Below are 21,847 nucleotides of genomic sequence, written 5' to 3' on the forward strand. Positions count from 1 at the left end.
GTTCATTCTTTTTAAATCCCAATAATTACTACTCGTTCTTTATCACTTCCGCTGGATTTTGTGTGCTTGCCTTCCACACTCGCCAACCGATACAAAGCAAAATAATAAGTGCTACTACAACAAAAATACTTAGATACAACCATCCGTTTATAGTCGTTTGCCGTACATAACTTTCAATCCACTGTTTCATCAAAGCATATCCAATCGGGAAAGCGATAACGGCAGCTACGACCAACAATAAAAGATATTCCTTGAAAAACAATTGCATAATATGGCAAACTTGCGCTCCATTCACTTTACGTATGGCAATCTCCTTGCGACGTTGCTCACAGGATAAAGTAATCAGAGAGAAAATCCCAAATACGGAAATCACGACACAGACCAATGATACGAAACTTAGCAATTTCATCAAAGCGTCTTCGGAACGGAGATATTTGTTATATTCTTCTTCTTCATTGAATAATCGCATATAAGCGTTAGGAGAGTCTTCCTTATGCATCGCTTCTATTGCTTCACGACATTCATTCCAACTTCCTTCGTTAAACTCAAATAGAATACAGGCACGATTCAGCAAATATTCCTGTGCCTGATAGGGCTGAAAAGCAATGTAACCGTTGCTACCCGTAGGAGGACGATAGCTAAAGTCTTTTACTACGCCAACTACACAATAGCGCTGTTCACTACCTTCATAATGGAACGTTTTACCAACAGCTTGCCGCCAGCCGAATTGATGCTTCAAACTTTCATTAATCACGACTTCATTCTGCTGACTTTTTTCAGAAAGAAGCTCACCTTCAATAAGCTGCAAACCATAAAACTCAAAGAACTCCTTAGATGCAGGCATAATACCTACCATAATTGGTTCATCAGCTACTTTTGGTAAGTCATCCCAATTATTTATTTCTGAGAACATCATCGGTCCGGTCGGAATCATCGGAAAATATCGGGGAGGTAAAGCTTTTGTTATCATGGGTAAAGCACTTATCTTCTCCGTCCATTGCTTAATATCTCCATTCCATAGGGCTACGCTGCCGATATTATGACGTTCCATTCCTAAATCCGTGTTTTTCAGAAAATGAAGCTGTTTCATAATAAGAACCGTACAGAAAATAAAGACTATACTGACAATCAACTGCACAACAATGCCCAGCTTACGGAATAAATAAGGATTACGAACCACAATTCTGCCCTTGATAGCTTCCTGCAATGTCCGCCGCCGGAAAAAATATAAAGGAATCTGTGCAAATAAGAACGAAAGTAGTATTACGAACAAGAAATACACTACTATTTCTCCATAAGAACTCTCGGGCTCTATTTGTGTAAACTCAAGAAAGGGGGACATACATATTTCTACCATCACCAATCCAACTACCAGAGCAATACATAAGACCACCAGTAATTCAACTGCCAATTGAGCAAATAAACTTCTGTTGCCCGCACCATTTACTTTGCGCAGTGCCATCTCACGACCACGCATATAAAGTCGGCTGACATAAAGGGTGAGATAATTGAATAGCGAACAAACGATGACCAATCCACTTGCCAACAAAAAATAAAAAATATAGCTGAAAGAAATTACGACATCTGCTTTGTCTGCATATTCGGAATAACGTAACGCTGAAATGGGAGTTAGCAAAAGTTCTGATATTTCACTATCTTTTTCAATGTCCGTAATACGGATGGCTTCCATTTTCTTACAGAACGCAGTCATATCTGTGTTTTCACGAATACGGATAAACAACTGCTCGTTTTGGCTGTTCCATTGAGAAGAATGTCGCGCAGGAAGCAATATATTATATGGTATATTAGAATGTCGTGACCAACCGCTCACAATCGCTCCAATTTTATAAGAGCGATTCCCTACTTCCACATTCTTACCCAATGCTTCTTCCGTACCAAATAGTTTTTTTGAATATTCTTCTGTAACAGCTATCTCCGAGTTGTCTTTCTTCATGAAATTTACAGTTCCTTTTAATAACTGTATATTGAAAAAGTTTACGAAAGCAGAATCCGCAGTAGCGGACACAACCTCTTCTTCGTTCTTATCCACACGTAATCTGACCTTCTGTACGGATGTAGAAGTTGCTGCCTCGATCTCAGGCATTTTATCTTGTAAATAAGCAGCCAAAGGAGAAGGGGTGCTATTGGATATCGTCTTATTTGAAATACTCCCGGACCAATTAGTATAGTGAGCACGCACCATATAGATATTGTCAGCCCCTTCGTGAAAAGTATCATAGGTCATCTCATAACGAATCCATAGCACGGAAAACGCAAAACAAGTGAAACCAACTGCCAGTCCGACAATACTGACCAAACTCTGTGTTTTGTATTTTATCAGATTCCGAAAAGCTATTTTTAAATAATGTAGTATCATACTATTATGTGTTAGATCATTCGTTTTTAATTACTTCCGCTGGATTTTGACAAGCCGCCTTCCAAACTCGCCAAATAACACTAGAAAAGATAATAAAAGCCATTATAATGAATATACTTACATATATCCAAAAATCAATAGAGGTCTGCTTCACATATTTCTCCAACCATTGCTTCATAATAAAATATCCCAATGGGAAAGCAACTAACGAAGCAATAATGAGCAAGAACAAATATTCTTTAAAGAATAAGTTTAGTATAATTCCGATACTGGCTCCGTTCACTTTTCGAATAGCAATCTCTTTACGACGTTGTTCACACGATAAAGTGACCAAAGAGAAGATGCCAAATACCGCAATCAATACACAAACAAAAGAAACAACTCTCAATAACTTGTTCAAAGTTTCTTCCGATTTCATGTATTCATTGTATCTCTCTTCCATTTGAATCAATTGTATTCTAGCATTAGGATCCATTTTATTTATTTCTTCTTTTAATTTCTGATTAACAGTTTTCCATGCTCCATCTTTCACTTTGATAATAAGATCCCCTTCATTTTTATCTTTCGGTAAAAAATAGATTGCAGGAGCCACCGGATATACGGGAGCATTGTAATATATGTTTCTTATTACTCCTTTCACAACACACTCTTTTTCCATATTCACAAATTTCTTACCTATCGGATTTCTCCAACCAAAGACCTTCGCAGCTGCTTCATTGATAACTACTTTTTGCTTACCGTCTTTTTCGTCCAACATCTCTCCATCCAACACTTCAATGTTGAGCAAATCAGCATATTCTTTATTTATCGTCTCATTTTCCATAATAATGGTTGTTGATCCGTTCACTTTCCCTTCCCAGTCGTCTATAATGGTCGTTAAAAAATAGTGTTTAGGAATAAGGCTATAAAAACCATATATATATTCTTCAACATCCGGCATTTGATCCAATATTTTAAATACAGCTTCCTTCTCATTATTATATAAGCGAACAACTCCTAAATTATGACGGTCCATCCCACACTCTCTGGAATAAAGTAAGAAATTCAATTGTTTCATCATGACAAAAGTGCAAAAGATAAAGCCTATACTAATAAATAGTTGTAGCAATATGCTCCCTTTATAAAACCAACCGGAAAGATAAAGATCGGACTTATTACCAATATTTTCGAGCAAGGTGCGTTTGCCTATAAATTTCACAATTATAATCGCAAAGATCATTGTAATCGCTACTAATAAAAGCATATAAACTGCCAACTCACCAAAAAAGGACGAAGTATCTTCCTTTATTTGTGATAGACGTTTAAAAACAGGCAAAATTATTTCTATCAGCACATTCTCGACTACTATTGATATACAAAATAATAAAAACGGTTCTATTAAAATCAATGCCAATAAGCTTCTTTCGGATGCTCCATTTACTTTTCTCAATGCTAATTCCCGTTTACGCATTCGAAGGCGGGTAATAAATATTGTAAAATAGTTGCATAATCCACAGATGATAACCAATGCCCCAATACAAGCGAAAAGACGTATACGATTCACCGTAAAAATGACATCCTCTCTGGGGTAAGTGCTCCTTAAAGTTGAAAGTAAGGTGATGGGAGTAGCAATCTCTTTGTTTGATGAGCTGTGTGGTATTTCATATTTCTCCAGTCTTTTTTTCAAAGCTTGAATATCCGCATTAGGGTAAGTGCGAAAGACTGTATAGCATTCTAATCCTTCCACCGAGTCCGGATATTGGCTTAGGTGAGGTAATAAGACATCAAAAGGAAATGAAGAATGTCCTTCCCATGATTTCACTACTGCCGCAATCGTCTTTTCAGAGTTATTTATATCTGGAAAAATCAATTTCTCACCTAACGGTGATTTATTTCCGAAAATTTCATCTGCTATTTTATCCGTAATCGCAACTTGATCATCACTCAAATAGAAATGATCATCTCCATTCAATGTAATTATATTAAACATCGAAATAAAGTTAGAATCCGCTGTTATTCTATCAATAGAGAAATCTTCTTCTTGATATCTTATTGTCTCCCTAATATTATTGTTATGATAAAAATGAGAAGCTGCTTCTATTTCCGGGCATTTCTTTAAAACATGATCTACCAAGAGAGTCGATGAATAATACGAAAATCCATTTCCTTGGGGATCACTCTTACTTCCTGCCCAATAAATACGATCAGCACCCTCATGAAAATTATCATAAGTCATTTCATAACGAATCCATAACACTGACAAAGCAAAGCAAGTGAAACCAACTGCCAGTCCGATAATGCTGACCAAACTCTGTGTTTTGTATTTTATCAGATTCCGAAAAGCTATTTTTAAATAATGTAGTATCATAGCAGAGTGTGTTATGTGATTCGTTAATAATAGTTTTACAGACTGACTTCCGTCACTACCTGACCATCGAACAGATTAATGATACGATCGGCATAACCTGCATCATGTTGTGAGTGAGTCACCATGATAATCGTTGTTCCTTCTTTATTTAACTCACTTAATAAACCCATAACCTCTTTCCCGTTCTTTGAGTCCAGATTACCGGTCGGCTCATCGGCAAGAATCAGTTTAGGATTAGCAACTACGGCACGTGCGATAGCAACACGTTGCTGCTGACCACCGGAGAGTTGTTGAGGGAAATGCTTGCTACGGTGAGTAATAGCCATACGTTCCATCGCTTTCTCTACTCTCTTTTTACGTTCAGATGTGGAAATGCCCATATAAAGAAGCGGCAACTCAATGTTCTCATAAACGTTCAACTCGTCTATTAGATTGAAACTTTGGAAAACGAAGCCAATTACTCCTTTACGAAGATTCGTGCGTTGTGATTCTGTAAATCTGGAAACTTCTGTTCCATTCAAATAATAGTCTCCTCCTGTCGGATTGTCCAACAACCCCAGGATATTGAGCAAAGTAGATTTCCCACAACCGGAGGGCCCCATAATAGCTACAAACTCACCTTGTTTCACTTCAACACTTACATTGTTCAAAGCCCAAGTTTCTACTTCTTCTGTTTTGAAAATCTTCTGTAAATTAACTGTCTTGATCATAATCGTTATTTTTAAAATGTTACTATTATTCGTTTTTAATTACTTCCGCAGGATTAATATGTGCGATCTTCCATATTTTAAATACTACCGTACATATAGTTAGCAGGGATATTCCAATAAATATACCTCCCCAATACAATATTCCGTCATTAAAAAAGATCTGATACATTTCTTTCCACATCTGAAGAACCATATATACAACAGGAAACGCGAATATTGCAGTTATCACTAAAAGCAGTGCATATAATCTGGCAAATAAAAAAATGATCTGTTTCCCTCCTGCTCCATTTACTTTACGGATAGCTACTTCTTTCTGTCTGCGTGCTGTATCGAGGGTAATAGCTGCATATACTCCCAACAGTGTGATAATCAAACTCACAACCGAAAAGAATAAAATAATATCCTTTAATTTAGTTTCTACCGCTTGTTCTTCATTGATGTCATCGAAGAAAGTAGAAAGTTCTGGTTCAACGCTCTCCGGCAATACTTCTTTTAATATCTGATTGATCCATTGTCTGACCTCTTCCGTTTTACCCGGGTAACATTTAATATAGCAATGGCCAATAAAATCATCAAAATTACTCAATTCAAAAACATAACCGGGTCGCTCATCTCTATAAGCGGAAGGATTGAATGAAGAAATGATGCCACAAACGGTATAAGAATTCTGGTAATTATAAAGACTGGTCCCCAAAATATCCTTTTTGTTCTTATCCCGAAAATCATTATCAACGAGTATATCATTTCCGCTTTCGATATTTCGTCCGGTCACCAAAGGAATATTCATGAATGAAATGAAATTCGGATTTATTCTCATAATATTTACTTCTATCCATTGTTCAGAATCTTTTTCCAATTGTATGCCTGTACCTGATACTCCATTCATGTATCCTATATCTGAAATCAAAATATCTTTTACTCCTGCATGTTGTCGAAAACGATCTATTAGTGCCATCTTCTCTTCATTTTTCATAAATGAATAGTCTAGATCAAGGCTCAATATGTCACTCTTTTCCTGTTTTGTTAATGTATTAAATAAAGTAGAAGTCGTCTTTTCTGTTTGCAAATAAAGGGCGATTGTCATAGATACAAATAACCAGCAAATGAAAAACTGAATTCCCAGCATTACATTTCGGAAAAAGTTTCCGCCTCTTTTTCGTTTATTACTAATGATGGTTTGTACACTTGTTCGACGGATATAGAGGGCTACTGATACACATATAGCGAATGTAACGAGGAGTAATAAAATGATGTATTCTCCGGCTTGTAGCATTAAGACCTTTTTGTCAATAACCATATTCATCCCAAATAAAGAAATTTGCATATCCGGAGCCAACCACTCTACTAATCCAAGCATAAGTAATAAAGCTATACCGATAGCTAGCAGTAATTGCAGAAAAAGCATAGCGGTCAATTGAAACATATTGTTTCCCAACACTTTTCGAATGCTAAACTCCCGTCGGCGATTAATAATACTTCCAACTTGAAAATGAAAAAAATTAAGTAAAGCAACCAATAGAATAAGTAATCCTACAATACTTGTTATCGAACTGAAAACAGTATTCAGTGTGGCTGATTGTATATTTTCACCTATTAGAGACGCAGTCACATCATAATCTCGCCCAAACATTGGATAGGTGACATTGGCTTTCCGAAATCGTTCATCCAAGTCCTTAGCGGTCTGCCCTTGACGGAGCAGCGCATAAGTATAAGATGCCGTTATGTCCTTTTTCCTCTCCATATTAAACAATCCTTCACTGTCATTCAAAACTAACGCATCTATTGGTCGCATAAAATTCATGCTGATATTACTTGGAATATCTTTAATAACCGCCTGAATAGTGTAGGTTATACCACCGTCCTGAGGAGTTGTATCGGGAGAAGTCCATAAGCGGTTGGTGAGCACCATACGTTTTCCAATAGCTTCCTTAATAAATGTAAAAGCTTTACGAGCGGCACTTTCTGTCAATATAACAGCGTTAGGAGTGTGAGACGCAATATTCCATGTACCTGCTATTATGGACGGAGTAAACAACCGATTGAAAGCTGAGTCTACTTCCATACATGCTAATTTATATGGTAAATACTTCTCATCATTAATATATATGTTGTAAGGACGTTCTCTGGAATAGGTGACTTGCGAATAAGCTTCCGCTTCATGTCCATGTTCCTTTATTAACTTTTCAGTCAATAAAGCGGAAGTCCCGGACAATACAGTTTCATTATTAACTAAAGTGATATCTACCAAACGCTCATAGTTGTCGAAACATTGGTCAGTACTCATCATATACCGACTACAATAGAAACAAATACTAAAGCATAGCAAACCTACCGCTAACCCTATGATAGATATAAGATTCTGCGTTTTATATTTCAGCAAATTGCGAAAAGCTACTATTAGATAGTGTTGTATCATAATATTGTACTGAAATCGTTGTTATTTAAGTATTAATTCTTCAGCATCGCCAAAGGTATCATATCCTGTTGTAATTACCCAATCTCCCGGCTGCAAACCTTCTGTAATTTCGTATTGCTGCGGATTCTGACGCCCGATAGATAAAGGAATACGAGTGGCTTTTGTCTTTGAAGCATTAACTTTATAAATCCATTGTCCACCTGTAGTCTGATAAAAATTACCTCTTGGAACGACAAGAGCTTGTTCAGGTTGTCCTAATTCTATCTGAACGCGGAAACTCTTGCCAACTCTTACATTATCCGGCATATCACCCATAAAAACCAGATCAACGTCAAACATACGCTCTTTCACTTCGGGAACTACTTTGGTTATCTTCAAGGGATATTTCTTTCCTTGATAATTGATGGTAGCCGGAAGCCCGGTAATAATTCTGTCGATATAATATTCACTTAAAGAAGTGTGTATCTTATATTGATCCAAAACTTTGATTTCTGCAATACTTTCACTCGAAGAAACTTGTTGCCCGGGAGTTACTTTCACAAAACTAAGCTGACCTTTAAGAGGAGCAGTCACTGCCAATTTATTAAGCCGTTCACGGGTACGCTCATATTTCTTCTGTTCCCGTTCCCGATCGTTTCGGATCAACTCTTTGCGAATCATTGTAACAGCAGAATCATGACGCAAGTTCTCTTGTTGCAATACCGCACTCTTCTGCTTGTAATTGTATTCATCCTCTGCTACCTGCAATTGTGCTTTACTCTTTACTCCCATTTGATACTCTTCCCGATCAAGAGCTATACTTTTTTTCAAACGTTCTAACTCGTAATTGTTCGTCAAAGCTTGCTGTTTCAGATTAAGGCTTTTTTGTTCCATTTCAATCTCTTGTTCCTGATAAGTAATCATTTGTTTCGCCCACTCATCATGCTGATCTTCAATGCTACGCAATAAATCCGGATTAGAAAGAACTAAAATTGTATCCCCCATCTGAAGTAAACTTCCCTCTTCACCAACAATACGCTCTACACTACCAGCTTCACGAGTATTGACTTTGATAGTTAGAATGGGTTGAACCAGGCCTTCTACATCTACATATTCCATAAACTTATCTTCTCTTACTTCCGATATCTGTATATTTTCTGTCTCAATACGGAGCTTTTTAGGACCTAAAGAGAGTATAACTACATAAATCAGAAATATGACAAATAAGACACTTGCTATCAAATAATACTTATAGCGAATGTACCACGGTTTCTTTTCCAATTTTATATCCATAATATGTTAATATTTTTACTATTTCTATTTTTAGTTTTATTTAATCAGAAGATTATAATCTTCAGTTAATTTGGTATTATGCTCAAAATCAAATAACGTCATACTACGAAGTGTATAATACAGACTCCAATAATTGTATAAAGTAGAGACATAATTACGGCGTGCATTATCTTTTTCTGAAATAGAAGCATTTAAATCTAGAATTGTAGATTTTCCCAACAAATAAAGTTTACGAGCTACTTCATTCCTTCGCTGTGCTGTCTCATCCGTTCTAGCTGCAATACGTACTCGTTGTATCTGTAAATTAAATTGTTTCACTAATTTCCGCACATTTAATTCAAAATCCGTCAAATTCTGTTCTACTTGGGTATAAACCAAATCACGATTAGAGCGTGCTACTCGTACTTGTCCCTTTCCTCTTCCCCAATCTAAAATAGGAAGTGAAATGTTGATACTTACGTGCTGCTGATCCAATAAGTTGCGGTAAGCTTCCGGTAATTGTTCAGCAGTCTGTGTCAGACCGAAACGAAGATAAATATCTGCTTTCAGACCTGCATTGGCACGAGCTTGTGCTACAGCACTTTCACTTTCCAACTTCCGACGGTTCATGGCATCAATATCAGGACTATTTTCGTAAGCTAATGCAAGTGCTTCATCAAGATTCACATTAAAATCAGGAACTTTGGCACTGATATTCACACTGATCTCTGTTTCTTCTTTAATTCCTAAATAAGAGCAAAGTTCTTGCATACAATTATCCATTTCTATACGAGCATTCATACGATTGGTTTCTTCAGTCAGCAGGTTCAGTTCCAATTGAAGCATTTCGTTTTCAGTTATAGTACCGATATTATAACGTCCTTGTGCATAGCGGTAAAGTGTATCGGCATTCGCATAATTAAAGTTTGCTATCTCAAGATTACTTTGTGCTGTAGCCAGAGAAAAGAATTTTGATGTAGCACGTGCAGCAACCAATTCCAATGTCTCCACATATGTTTTTTTCGCTTCTTGATAACGTATAGGTTCTATACGACGATTCCACTTCAAACTATTATATCCGAAAAGTGACTGTCTATATCCCAGCATAATCGGTGAAGTTTGCCAAGAATGTAAATGGTCGCTCATTATATCCATCCGCTGAGCAGACGTTTCCAAAAACAAAGACCCTCCTGTCCAGTATATATTTTGAGAAAGATTGAAAGTTAAATCTGTATTTAATAAATTTTGTTCTACAAATTTAACGGAACCATCAGATAAGGTTACCTTGTTGATGGCTCTATCCAGATTTGGACTTGAGTTCAAACTTAATGTCGGCAAATAATTGGCACGGTAATAACGATAGTTCCAATATGCAGAACGAAAGCTATGTTGGGCATTCTGTGCATCGGGTGATTGATTTCTTGCCAATTCCACTGTCTGTTCAAGTGAAATTTCCATTATACGATTCTGAGATGACATTTGTCCAACCAGTATTAACTGGATGACTATTATAAGTAATATCCGTCGGTTCATTTTAAGCATACATTCTTTTAATAATACTATTCAAAAGCTATGCCAATGTTATAAATATCTATATTTCAATTATATATCATTATGGCTAATATCTACATACTGTGCACTTTCGCACAAAAATAGTGCATATACGCACATACAACACATTTAGATTATAACTACTTTTGTGACGAAGAAGTTAGAAATGATATTAAAATGGATAAAATAGGAAAAATATTAATCGTAGATGATAATGAAGATGTTCTTTTCGCCCTCAATTTATTGTTGGAACCTTATACAGAAAAGATAAAAGTAACTACTACTCCCGATCGGATTGAATATTTCATGAATACTTTCCAACCGGATATTATTTTACTTGATATGAATTTCAGTCGTGATGCTATTAGTGGACAAGAAGGATTTGAAAGTCTTAAGCATATCATTCAACTAGATCCTCAGGCTGTTGTTATCTTCATGACTGCTTATGCTGATACAGACAAAGCAGTGCGTGCTATCAAAGCTGGAGCTACAGACTTTATACCCAAACCTTGGGAAAAAGAAAAACTTCTGGCTACCCTTACATCTGGAATACGCTTACGCCAATCAAGAAAAGAAGTAAATAGATTAAAAGAACAAGTAGAAATCTTAAGTGGGCAGAATGCTTTTAATAACGAAATAATTGGTGAATCTTCTGCAATGAAAGAAGTCTTTTCTACTATACAAAAGCTAAGTGAAACAGATGCCAATATTCTTATTTTAGGTGAAAATGGTACTGGAAAAGATGTTATTGCCCGTTTATTATATTGCTGTTCTCCACGTTCTAATAAACCATTTGTGACGATCGATTTAGGAAGTATACCTGAACAATTATTCGAGAGCGAATTATTCGGATTTGAAAAAGGTGCTTTTACTGACGCCAAAAAGTCGAAAACAGGACGAATGGAAGTAGCAACAAACGGAACACTTTTCCTGGATGAAATCGGAAATCTTTCTCTTCCGATGCAATCGAAGTTGCTCACAGCTATTGAAAAGCGACAAATCAGTCGTTTAGGAAGTACCCAAGCTATACCTATTGACGTACGTTTAATATGTGCAACCAATGCAGATATTCGCTATATGGTAGAGGAAGGGAATTTTCGTCAAGATTTACTTTATCGTATCAATACCATTGAAATTCATATTCCTCCACTTCGTGACAGAGGAAACGATATCATTCTTCTTGCTGAGCACTTTTTAGATCGTTATGCTAGAAAATATAAAAAGGAAATGCATGGTTTGACAAGAGAAGCAAAGAATAAACTTCTGAAATATACATGGCCCGGGAATGTAAGAGAATTGCAACATACTATGGAACGTGCAGTTATATTGGGAGATGGTTCTCTCTTAAAACCTGAAAGTTTTCTTTTTCATACATCTAAACAGAAAAAAGAAGAAGATGTCTTAAATTTAAATATTTTGGAGCGCCAAGCCATTGAAAAAGCAATGCGGATTAGTGAAGGAAACATTTCCCGAGCTGCAGAATACTTAGGTATTACACGGTTTGCTCTATATCGTAAACTTGAAAAATTAGGTTCATGAAGCAGTTTGCAGTCAAAGTTACTCTACATATAATATTGATTGTATTGTTGTCTATAGGCAGCTACTTGTTATTTAAAGAACATTTATGGTTTAGTATGACTATTGGCATTTTATTACTAATAGTTACTAGTATAAGTCTTTACCGTATGCAATTTAAACAGATTACTTTATTACGGCGGCTAACTGATAGTATACGTTACAATGATTTGATGCAAACTTTTCATCCCCCATTCAAAAATAAAATAATGAACGAATGGGCTAAAGAACTTTCTGAAACTTTAAAAGATTTTCGAGGAAGGCTTTTGGCTGAAGAGATTAAACACCAATATTATGAGAATTTACTTAATAAAGTAGATACTGCTGTACTTGTCACTGATAAAAAAGGTCATATAGAATGGATGAACCAGACTGCTATTGCTCATTTAGGACAGATAGTACAGTTACCAGAGTCCTTGCAGAAGGCTGCCATTACTCCAGATACTTCTGTTGTTCATCTTGAGGAAAATGGAACTGTTCTGGAAATGGCTATTTCATGTACTATATTTACTACGACAGGAAAAGTACAACAGCTTATCAACCTCAAAAATATCCATTCAGTACTGGAACGCAATGAGATGGAAGCTTGGCAAAAACTGATACGGGTATTGACACATGAAATCATGAACTCAATCACTCCGATCATTTCTCTCTCAGAAACACTGAGTGAAAGAGGCATTCCTGAACAACTCAGTGAGAAAGAGTATTCCATTATTTTGCAAGCCATGCAAACTATTCACAGAAGAAGTAAGGGACTGCTGGAATTCGTAGAAAATTATCGCCGTTTAACCCGAATTCCGACTCCTGTATGCAGTAGGATTTCTATTACAGAATTATTAATTGACTTAAAAAAATTGTTTATAGAAAAGCAGTTTTATATCGAAATTCCTCCATTAGACTTATTTCTTTATGCAGACCGGGCGCAAATTGAACAGGTACTTATCAACCTACTAAAAAATGCCAATGAAGCGTGTAGCAAGAAAACAGATAAAAGTATTAGAATCCAAGCAAGTTCTCACACTACAGGTATCATAACTTTGACTGTATCAGACAATGGAGAAGGAATTTTACCAGAGGTACTGGATAAAATATTTGTCCCTTTCTTTACTACAAAAACGTCAGGATCAGGCATTGGATTAAGTCTATGCAAGCAAATAATTACGCAACATAAAGGAAGTATCTCTGTAAAATCAGAGGTAGGAAAAGGGAGTAGTTTCACACTGACTTTTCCTAAGATTTGATGGTCTTTATTGAAAAAAACAAATAGAAAATAATTTCAGTATACTTTGAGGACCATATCATGACATCATAATTATATTTGCAGAAGGCAGACTGCAATAAAATCTCTAGAATCTGAAAATGTAAACAGATTCAGCCTTTCATTATATTATTCTGACCATTCTCTAAAACATTATTTAACGGCTACTCTTGATAGGTGTTTTTTCTTTAAAAGAAAAGTCAGGTTTTCCAGTGTGAGACTAAGTGTTTCTGAGTGTAGAACGCCTTGTTCCTCTAAAAGGAACAAGACATACATTAAAGAACTAATGTGATTTGGTGTTATTTCAGACTATACAACTATTCATCCTCTGCTACCTAAACTATTAAGATCAGGATTCAACTCTTTCACTGCTTCTTTCACTACTTTCTTAGTCGGCTTACGATAAGTTTCCGTTTGTTGTACTGGTACTATCTCGTTTACCATTCTTTCATATCCTTTTTGTTCCAACAGTGGCGTTTCTCTTGTTTTAGTCTCTTTTAATTTTTTTGTTTTCATATCGAACTTCAATTTTAAGTTTTCTTATTGTGCTAACAGAAAATAAATAAAAATAGTTCATTAAGTCTCAATATATTTCAAACCATTTGGCATAATCATCACACAAAATTTATATATTTGCCTACTCAAAATTATCACTTTATATATGAAAGAAAATAAGTACGATGATAATCTTTTTTTTAATCAATACTCTCAAATGTCTCGCTCTGTGGAAGGACTAAAAGGTGCTGGAGAATGGTATATTTTACAAAAAATGTTACCGGACTTCACTAACAAAAGAGTATTGGACTTGGGTTGTGGATTCGGTTGGCATTGCATATATGCTATCGAACATGGAGCGAAATTTGTGACAGGAGTAGATATTTCTAAAAAGATGTTGGAAGAAGCCAAGAAAAGAAATTCGTCTCCACAAATTGAATACAAACGTATGGCTATTGAAGATTTTGATTTCCAGCCGGATACTTATGATGTCGTAATCAGTTCATTGACTTTCCATTATCTGGAATCTTTTATCGATATATGTCGAAAAATAAGCACTTGTTTGACATCAGGAGGTTCCTTCGTCTTTTCTGTTGAACATCCTATTTTTACAGCTTACGGCAGTCAAGATTGGTTTTATGATCAAGAAGGGAAACTTGCTCATTGGCCAGTTGATCGTTATTTTTCAGAAGAAAAACGTACTGCATTTTTTTTAGGTGAAGAAGTGATTAAATATCATAAAACTCTTACGACCTATATCAATAGTCTCTTGCAAACGGGATTTGAAATCTGTGAACTGATAGAACCGCAACCAGACAAAGTAATGCTAGATTCTATTCCAGAAATGAAAGAGGAATTACGGCGTCCCATGATGCTTCTTATCTCTGCCAAGAAAAAAAATTAATATACAAAGTGCTGATTATTAGATTTTTGGAAATTAATAAAGAAAAAATATTCAATCTGCTATTGTTAATTAAAAAATACTCTCTATCTTTGCACCGCTTTTAGAAAGAACAACCTTATCAAAGTAGCGGGGTGTAGCGCAGTCCGGTTAGCGCACCTGCTTTGGGAGCAGGGGGTCGTGGGTTCGAATCCCGCTACCCCGACTACAAAGAAAGAGGAAGTTTGATTAAAAGTTTTTCGGGGTGTAGCGCAGTCCGGTTAGCGCACCTGCTTTGGGAGCAGGGGGTCGTGGGTTCGAATCCCGCTACCCCGACGAAAATTTAAAAATAAAAATGAATGTTATTAAGCTGATATAATTTATATCAGCTTTTTCTTTTTAGACAGGCTGAATAGCTGAAACTATGGTACATCATAGTGAATATCATTATTGAAATCAACATCCAATAATATTCGTTCAATAATTCAAAAATTATTTCAAATTTAAATAATACTCTCTTGTTAAATTAATATATTCTTCACTATATTGATGCCTTGATAATTCAATTATGAGAACTTCCGTCAGACACTCTTGTTTTTTTAATGAAAAACAAATCAATGTTCGTTTGGAAATACCACCAGGCTTCGTCACCACATTTAATTGTCGTACTGCATACATTCCATAATTCATAGCGAGCAATTTAACTCTGTCTGCCACATCTGTTGGAATAACAATCGTAAATCTTCCTTCTTTTGCAAGTAAACCTACTACCCCTTTCAATAATTCTTCATAAGTCAGTGAGTCATTGTGCCGTGCCACATTCCGCTGTTGATCGGGACATATTAGAGAATCGATGAAATAGGGAGGATTAGAAACAATAACATCGAATTTATCCGAAGAATGAAAAAAAATAAAATCTTTTTGCAAAACCTCTATCCGATCTTTCCAAGGAGAATGAAATATATTTTCCTTTGCTTGTGCGACAGCAGCTTCATCAATTTCAAGTGCAACAATTTGTGACTCCCGCAAACTGCGCTGAGCTAACATTAATGCAACCAACCCTGTACCAGTTCCAACATCTAAAATTCTAGATGCACCTTGAACAGAGGTCCATGCGCCTAACAATACGCCATCAGTGCCAACTTTCATGGCGCATTTGTCATGCCACACTGTAAACTGTTTAAATTGAAAATAAGGATTCGACATACTAAACCTATTTTTTGTTCATCTTTTACAGATAATCGCCAAAAATAAATAATAATTATGGAATATATCCTTTATATCCCTATATTTTGGCATTGTTTTTGTGTTTTTATTCCACGTGTGCTTTATTATTAGAGAGAATCAATTAACTTTGCAAACGATTTATGCATATTAGTTATGACATAAACTAAATTAAAACGAAAAGATGAAAGATAAATATTTTTTGGAAGATGTAAGTGATAACAACTTCTCACTTATCACAGACTATGATGGAAACGACGAACATGCGTTTGATGTGAATGTAAAATCAGGTGAAATTCTTCCGGTCCTACCCCTTCGTAATATGGTATTGTTTCCTGGAGTCTTTTTACCAATAACTGTTGGGCGAAAAGCATCCTTGAAACTTGTGCGTGATGCTGAAAAGAAGAATAAAGATATTGCAGTTGTATGTCAGAAATCCGCTCAAATAGAAGACCCAAAATTAGAAGATTTACATACGATTGGTACAGTGGGTCGAATTGTACGTGTACTCGAGATGCCGGATCAAACCACTACTGTTATCCTACAAGGGATGAAACGTCTTCTGTTGAAGGATATTACAGAAACTCATCCTCACTTAAAGGGTGAAATAGAGCTTCTGGCTGAAGAAGTGCCAAATAAAGATGATAAAGAATTTCAGGCTTTAGTAGAAACTTGTAAAGATCTGACAATGCGTTATATCAAATCATCAGATATAATGCATCAAGATTCTACATTTGCTATTAAGAATATTAGTAATTCGATGTTTTTGGTTAATTTTATCTGCTCTAACCTTCCATTCAAGAAAGATGAGAAGATGGATTTATTGGCTATCAATTCTTTAAGAGAACGAACCTATCATCTTCTTGAGATTCTAAACCGTGAAGTACAGTTGGCAGAGATCAAAGCATCTATTCAAATGCGTGCACGTGAGGATATCGACCAACAGCAGAGAGAATACTTCCTGCAGCAACAAATTAAAACGATTCAGGATGAATTAGGAGGTAGTGGCCAAGAGCAGGAAATTGAAGAGATGCGTCAGAAAGCAGTGAAGATGCGTTGGAATGCTGAAGTTAAAGAGATTTTTATAAAGGAGCTTGCGAAACTAGAACGCACACATCCTCAATCACCAGATTTCAGTGTACAACTGAATTATTTGCAAACGATGCTAAACCTTCCATGGGGAACTTATACTACTGATAATCTGAATTTAAAAAATGCAGAAAAAACTTTGAATAAGGACCATTATGGATTAGAGAAGGTAAAAGAGCGTATTTTAGAACACTTGGCAGTGCTAAAACTGAAAGGTGACATGAAATCACCGATTATCTGCTTATATGGTCCTCCGGGAGTTGGAAAAACATCCCTTGGAAAATCTATAGCTTCTGCATTGAAGCGAAAATATGTACGTATGTCTTTAGGAGGTGTACACGATGAAGCAGAAATCCGTGGTCACCGTAAAACATACATTGGTGCAATGCCTGGACGTATCATTAAAAGTTTGATCAAGGCAGGTGCATCTAATCCTGTATTCATTCTTGATGAAATTGATAAGGTCAGTGCTGATCGCCAAGGTGATCCGTCATCTGCACTATTAGAAGTACTTGATCCTGAGCAGAATACTTCTTTTCATGATAATTTCTTGGATGTAGACTATGACTTATCCAAAGTATTATTTATTGCTACTGCTAACAATCTGAATACAATTCCCAGTCCATTACTTGACCGTATGGAGTTGATTGAGGTTAGCGGATACATTACAGAAGAAAAAATAGAGATTGCCCGTAAACATTTAGTTCCAAAAGAGTTGGAAGCTAATGGTCTTAATAAAACAGATATCAAATTTTCTAAAGAAACACTGGAAGCTATTATTGAATCTTATACTCGTGAAAGCGGTGTGCGCGAATTAGAAAAAAAGATTGGTAAGATTCTACGAAAATCAGCACGTCAATATGCTACAGATGGCTATTTTGCCAAGAAAGAAATTAGGCCAATAGACCTTTACGATTTCTTAGGTGCACCCGAATACACACGTGATAAATATCAAGGAAATGATTATGCTGGTGTTGTTACAGGGTTGGCATGGACAGCTGTCGGGGGAGAGATTCTTTTTGTAGAAACCAGCTTAAGTCGAGGTAAAGGCGAACGTCTTACTTTAACTGGTAATTTAGGAGATGTCATGAAAGAGTCTGCCATGTTGGCACTTGAATATATTAAAGCTCATGCTTCTATTTTAAATTTAGAAGGAGATATTTTTGAAAATTGGAATATCCATGTTCATGTACCCGAAGGTGCAATCCCTAAGGATGGTCCTTCTGCTGGTATAACAATGGCTACATCTTTAGCTTCTGCACTAACACAACGAAAGGTAAAAGCTAATATTGCCATGACGGGGGAAATTACTCTTCGCGGTAAAGTGCTTCCTGTAGGGGGAATCAAAGAAAAAATATTGGCAGCTAAACGTGCTGGAATTAAGGAAATCATTATGAGTTCCGAAAATAAAAAAAACATAGACGAAATTCAGGATATTTATTTGAAAGGATTGACTTTCCATTATGTAAATGACATTAAGGAAGTTTTTGCAATTGCATTAACTGATGATAAAGTTTCTGATGCAATTGATTTATCTGTAAAGAAACCCAGCTAGGAATGACATTTGATTTACAATATACAGACATTAAAAGTAATGCCCGTGCTGGTCTGATAACAACAGACCACGGGCAAATACAGACGCCTATCTTTATGCCTGTAGGTACTTTAGGTACTGTAAAAGGAGTACATCTGACAGAACTGAAAGAAGATATCCAGGCACAAATTATTTTAGGAAATACTTATCATTTATATCTGCGCCCCGGATTAGATGTTATTGAAAGGGCCGGTGGATTACATTGTTTTAATGGCTTCGATCGCCCAATGCTAACTGATAGTGGCGGTTTTCAGGTGTTTTCTTTGGCTGGAATTCGGAAGCTTCGTGAAGAAGGTGCTGAGTTTCGTTCGCATATCGACGGTAGCAAACACATCTTTACCCCGGAAAAGGTAATGGATATAGAACGTACAATTGGTGCTGATATCATGATGGCTTTTGACGAATGTCCTCCTGGTGATTCAGATTATGCTTATGCTAAAAAGTCATTAGGATTAACCCATAGATGGCTCGACCGTTGTATTGAGCGTTTTAATGAGACTGAACCCAAATACGGTTATAAGCAATCGCTTTTCCCTATTGTACAAGGATGTGTTTATCCAGATTTACGTAAACAATCTGCAGAATTTGTAGCCTCTAAAGGTGCCGATGGTAATGCCATCGGAGGTCTAGCAGTTGGAGAGCCTGTAGATAAGATGTATGAAATGATCGAGATTGTCAATGAGATTCTTCCTAAAGACAAGCCTCGTTATTTGATGGGAGTTGGTACGCCTGTTAATATACTTGAGGGAATTGAACGTGGAGTGGATATGTTTGATTGTGTGATGCCAACACGGAATGGAAGAAATGGTATGCTATTTACCAAAGATGGTATCATCAATATGCGAAATAAGAAATGGGAAACAGACTTTACTCCTATTGAAGCGGGCGGAGCTTCTATTGTAGATACATTATATAGTAAAGCCTATTTGCGTCACCTTTTCCATGCACAGGAATTATTGGCAATGCAAATTGCCTCCATACATAATTTGGCATTCTATCTATGGCTGGTAGGTGAAGCCCGTAAACATATCATTGCAGGGGATTTTTCAACTTGGAAGCCAATGATGGTAAAGAAAGTGTCATCAAGATTATAAGAAATGAAAAGCATTCGATTCTTAAAACGACTGGACTTGTATATTATCAAGAAATTCTTGGGAACATACGTATTTGCCATTGCATTAATTATTTCTATTGCAGTTGTATTTGATTTTAATGAGAAAATGGATAAGTTGATGGAGCATGAAGCTCCTTGGAGTAAAATCATTTTTGAATACTACATGAACTTTATTCCTTATTTTTCAAATCTGTTCAGCCCACTATTTGTATTCATTGCTGTTATTTTCTTTACTTCTAAGTTAGCGGAGAACTCTGAAATTATTGCAATGTTCTCTACAGGTATGAGTTTCAAACGAATGATGCGCCCATACATGATTTCTGCCGCTATTATCGCAGTAATAACCTTTACGTTGAGCGCATATATTATTCCTAAAGGAAGTGTTACACGATTAAATTTTGAAGATAGATATATTAAACCTAAAAAGAAAAATACTGCACAGAATGTACAGTTGGAGGTTGCAGATGGGGTTATTGCTTACATCAATAGTTACAATGATGCATTGAAAACCGGTAATCGTTTTTCATTAGATAAATTTATAGATAAGAAACTAGTCTCACATTTGACAGCAAGACGCATCACTTATGATACAACTACTGTCAATAAATGGACTATTCATGATTATATGATTCGGGAACTTGACGGGGTGAAAGAAAATATTACCAAAGGGGATAGAATTGATTCCATTATCAATATGGACCCTTCTGATTTTTTAATTATGAAAAATCAGCAAGAAATGCTAACCAGTCCCGAATTAAGTGAATACATTGATAAGCAAAAACGAAGAGGATTTGCAAACATCAAAGAGTTTGAGATTGAATATTATAAACGAATCGCTATGTCATTTGCTTCTTTCATTCTGACAATCATTGGCGTTTCCCTTTCTTCCCGAAAAACGAAAGGAGGCATGGGACTTCATTTAGGTATCGGATTAGGACTAAGTTTTTCTTATATCTTATTCCAGACAGTAACCTCAACGTTTGCTGTTAATGGAAATGTTCCTCCTGCTATTGCAGTATGGATTCCCAATATTCTTTATGCAGGTATAGCATTCTATTTGTATAGGAAAGCACCTAAATAAAACAAAGCAATATATAAATAGAAGTTCCGCCTAATCCATTGCTATCAGCAAGATCTAGGCGGAACTTTTTTGTTGTATTCATTTCCTCTTTTGTCTATTCTCCCTTATTTCACCCGAAAGTGATCTGGAAAATCCACTTTCTCCTTACAGCCCAAAAGACTGTCAGCCAATCTTTTTTATATAAGCAGAAAGGTCTGCAGCAGAGATGTTTTTGGCTATAATTACACCATTTCCATCTAATAAATAGTTAGTGAACCCCCGATTCAAACGGTACTTCTTAAATAACCCGGAGTCCTCACCTTCTGTTTCCACGAAACAAGTGGGCGTAACTATTTGATCTTTACGAACAGTTTCTTTAAAAATTGACTTATATTCGTCAAACGAAACAGAAACCATTTCCACATTATGGGAAGAGCGAAGCACATTGTTTAAACTTACGTTTTGCATCCGGGACTGCGCATCATAACTCGCCCAAAAACTAAGCAATACATATCGACCTTTCATATCAGCCAATTTAAATGCAGATTGCTTTTCTGACATAGATTCGATTTTAAAATCCGGGGCTATGTCTCCCTCACTCAAACCTCCGGTAGGTTTGTCTTTCTCAACGAAAGCAGTCAAGGAACAAATCAGTAATACAACAAAAATCCATTTTACATATCTCATGTAAGTCGGTTTTGGTTAATACTTGTTGATTTTCAATCAATTAAATACATATAAAATTATCAATGTAAAACAATTGTAGAAAAACAACTTTACTTCGATTAAATGATCAATCATTTAAATCGGGTGCAAAGATAACTCAATATTACCATAAAACAATACAATGCTAGTTGTTTTTATGTTATATAACACAAAACTGTTAATGTAGCATAAACACAATGT

Annotated in this window: 15 protein-coding genes and 2 tRNA genes; 8 read left to right on the top strand and 9 right to left on the bottom strand. The window is 36.0% G+C overall.

Annotated elements, in window-relative coordinates; all coding sequences use genetic code 11:
* Window positions 1–28: 28 nt before the first annotated feature.
* The 6 genes from PHO71_RS11960 to PHO71_RS11985 are packed head-to-tail and all read right to left on the bottom strand — an operon-like array spanning window position 29 to window position 10,634.
* On the bottom strand, window positions 29–2,377 hold the full coding sequence (locus PHO71_RS11960) for an ABC transporter permease (protein WP_300203499.1): 2,349 nt from the start codon (window positions 2,375–2,377) through the stop codon (window positions 29–31).
* A 16-nt stretch (window positions 2,378–2,393) separates the two neighbouring features.
* Entirely contained in the window at window positions 2,394–4,724 is a 2,331-nt protein-coding gene (locus tag PHO71_RS11965; protein WP_300203501.1) for an FtsX-like permease family protein, read from the bottom strand.
* Between the two features lie 35 nt (window positions 4,725–4,759).
* Complete coding sequence (locus PHO71_RS11970; RefSeq protein ID WP_300203503.1) at window positions 4,760–5,434, bottom strand: ABC transporter ATP-binding protein; 675 nt, start codon at window positions 5,432–5,434, stop codon at window positions 4,760–4,762.
* Window positions 5,435–5,459: 25 nt separating this feature from the next.
* Window positions 5,460–7,850, bottom strand: a complete 2,391-nt coding sequence (locus PHO71_RS11975; RefSeq protein ID WP_300203505.1) for an ABC transporter permease — start codon at window positions 7,848–7,850, stop codon at window positions 5,460–5,462.
* 21 nt (window positions 7,851–7,871) lie between these two features.
* Window positions 7,872–9,122 (bottom strand): efflux RND transporter periplasmic adaptor subunit, encoded by a 1,251-nt coding sequence (locus PHO71_RS11980; RefSeq protein WP_300203507.1) that lies wholly within the window; start codon window positions 9,120–9,122, stop codon window positions 7,872–7,874.
* Between the two features lie 36 nt (window positions 9,123–9,158).
* On the bottom strand, window positions 9,159–10,634 hold the full coding sequence (locus PHO71_RS11985; protein WP_300203509.1) for a TolC family protein: 1,476 nt from the start codon (window positions 10,632–10,634) through the stop codon (window positions 9,159–9,161).
* Window positions 10,635–10,829: 195 nt separating this feature from the next.
* On the opposite strand from PHO71_RS11985, the gene PHO71_RS11990 reads away from it, so the two are divergent.
* Together PHO71_RS11990 and PHO71_RS11995 are read left to right on the top strand one after the other, a co-directional pair.
* Complete coding sequence (locus PHO71_RS11990) at window positions 10,830–12,191, top strand: sigma-54 dependent transcriptional regulator (protein ID WP_300203511.1); 1,362 nt, start codon at window positions 10,830–10,832, stop codon at window positions 12,189–12,191.
* Window positions 12,188–13,468 (top strand): ATP-binding protein, encoded by a 1,281-nt coding sequence (locus tag PHO71_RS11995; protein ID WP_300203513.1) that lies wholly within the window; start codon window positions 12,188–12,190, stop codon window positions 13,466–13,468. The genes PHO71_RS11990 and PHO71_RS11995 overlap by 4 nt, the downstream gene beginning before the upstream one ends.
* Window positions 13,469–13,806: 338 nt before the next feature.
* Here PHO71_RS11995 and PHO71_RS12000 read toward each other — a convergent pair whose 3' ends face one another.
* Window positions 13,807–14,001 (bottom strand): hypothetical protein, encoded by a 195-nt coding sequence (locus PHO71_RS12000; protein ID WP_300203515.1) that lies wholly within the window; start codon window positions 13,999–14,001, stop codon window positions 13,807–13,809.
* A gap of 145 nt (window positions 14,002–14,146) precedes the next feature.
* Here PHO71_RS12000 and PHO71_RS12005 point away from each other — a divergent pair, with 145 nt between their 5' ends.
* The 3 genes from PHO71_RS12005 (at window position 14,147) to PHO71_RS12015 (ending at window position 15,196) form a co-directional block, all read left to right on the top strand.
* Window positions 14,147–14,884 (top strand): bifunctional 2-polyprenyl-6-hydroxyphenol methylase/3-demethylubiquinol 3-O-methyltransferase UbiG, encoded by a 738-nt coding sequence (locus tag PHO71_RS12005; RefSeq protein ID WP_300203517.1) that lies wholly within the window; start codon window positions 14,147–14,149, stop codon window positions 14,882–14,884.
* A gap of 127 nt (window positions 14,885–15,011) precedes the next feature.
* Window positions 15,012–15,086 (top strand) — tRNA-Pro (locus PHO71_RS12010).
* Window positions 15,087–15,121: 35 nt separating this feature from the next.
* A tRNA-Pro gene (locus PHO71_RS12015) sits at window positions 15,122–15,196 on the top strand.
* A gap of 156 nt (window positions 15,197–15,352) precedes the next feature.
* Here PHO71_RS12015 and PHO71_RS12020 read toward each other — a convergent pair.
* A complete protein-coding gene (locus tag PHO71_RS12020) occupies window positions 15,353–16,066 on the bottom strand; it encodes a methyltransferase (protein WP_300203519.1) in 714 nt (237 codons plus the stop codon).
* Window positions 16,067–16,268: 202 nt separating this feature from the next.
* Between PHO71_RS12020 and lon the strand changes: the two genes are divergently transcribed.
* From lon to PHO71_RS12035, 3 genes are read left to right on the top strand one after another with little or no spacing between them, the layout of a single operon-like run.
* Entirely contained in the window at window positions 16,269–18,728 is a 2,460-nt protein-coding gene (gene lon, locus PHO71_RS12025) for an endopeptidase La (RefSeq protein ID WP_300203521.1), read from the top strand.
* 2 nt (window positions 18,729–18,730) lie between these two features.
* Window positions 18,731–19,861 (top strand): tRNA guanosine(34) transglycosylase Tgt, encoded by a 1,131-nt coding sequence (tgt, locus tag PHO71_RS12030; RefSeq protein WP_300203523.1) that lies wholly within the window; start codon window positions 18,731–18,733, stop codon window positions 19,859–19,861.
* Between the two features lie 3 nt (window positions 19,862–19,864).
* Window positions 19,865–20,962, top strand: coding sequence for an LptF/LptG family permease (locus tag PHO71_RS12035; RefSeq protein WP_300203525.1), 1,098 nt, complete (start codon window positions 19,865–19,867; stop codon window positions 20,960–20,962).
* Between the two features lie 162 nt (window positions 20,963–21,124).
* On the opposite strand, the gene PHO71_RS12040 is transcribed toward PHO71_RS12035, so the two are convergent.
* Complete coding sequence (locus tag PHO71_RS12040; RefSeq protein WP_300203527.1) at window positions 21,125–21,628, bottom strand: thioredoxin-like domain-containing protein; 504 nt, start codon at window positions 21,626–21,628, stop codon at window positions 21,125–21,127.
* Window positions 21,629–21,847 lie beyond the last annotated feature (219 nt).

This window comes from Bacteroides sp. (genome assembly GCF_028690125.1).
Taxonomy (GTDB): domain Bacteria; phylum Bacteroidota; class Bacteroidia; order Bacteroidales; family Bacteroidaceae; genus Bacteroides.

Bases quoted from the DNA above. Each gene is read 5' to 3' on its own strand.
- PHO71_RS11960 (WP_300203499.1), bottom strand. From the start codon at position 2,377: ATGATACTACATTATTTAAAAATAGCTTTTCGGAATCTGATAAAATAC.
- PHO71_RS11965 (WP_300203501.1), bottom strand. From the start codon at position 4,724: ATGATACTACATTATTTAAAAATAGCTTTTCGGAATCTGATAAAATAC.
- PHO71_RS11970 (WP_300203503.1), bottom strand. From the start codon at position 5,434: ATGATCAAGACAGTTAATTTACAGAAGATTTTCAAAACAGAAGAAGTA.
- PHO71_RS11975 (WP_300203505.1), bottom strand. From the start codon at position 7,850: ATGATACAACACTATCTAATAGTAGCTTTTCGCAATTTGCTGAAATAT.
- PHO71_RS11980 (WP_300203507.1), bottom strand. From the start codon at position 9,122: ATGGATATAAAATTGGAAAAGAAACCGTGGTACATTCGCTATAAGTAT.
- PHO71_RS11985 (WP_300203509.1), bottom strand. From the start codon at position 10,634: ATGAACCGACGGATATTACTTATAATAGTCATCCAGTTAATACTGGTT.
- PHO71_RS11990 (WP_300203511.1), top strand. From the start codon at position 10,830: ATGGATAAAATAGGAAAAATATTAATCGTAGATGATAATGAAGATGTT.
- PHO71_RS11995 (WP_300203513.1), top strand. From the start codon at position 12,188: ATGAAGCAGTTTGCAGTCAAAGTTACTCTACATATAATATTGATTGTA.
- PHO71_RS12000 (WP_300203515.1), bottom strand. From the start codon at position 14,001: ATGAAAACAAAAAAATTAAAAGAGACTAAAACAAGAGAAACGCCACTG.
- PHO71_RS12005 (WP_300203517.1), top strand. From the start codon at position 14,147: ATGAAAGAAAATAAGTACGATGATAATCTTTTTTTTAATCAATACTCT.
- PHO71_RS12020 (WP_300203519.1), bottom strand. From the start codon at position 16,066: ATGTCGAATCCTTATTTTCAATTTAAACAGTTTACAGTGTGGCATGAC.
- lon (WP_300203521.1), top strand. From the start codon at position 16,269: ATGAAAGATAAATATTTTTTGGAAGATGTAAGTGATAACAACTTCTCA.
- tgt (WP_300203523.1), top strand. From the start codon at position 18,731: ATGACATTTGATTTACAATATACAGACATTAAAAGTAATGCCCGTGCT.
- PHO71_RS12035 (WP_300203525.1), top strand. From the start codon at position 19,865: ATGAAAAGCATTCGATTCTTAAAACGACTGGACTTGTATATTATCAAG.
- PHO71_RS12040 (WP_300203527.1), bottom strand. From the start codon at position 21,628: ATGAGATATGTAAAATGGATTTTTGTTGTATTACTGATTTGTTCCTTG.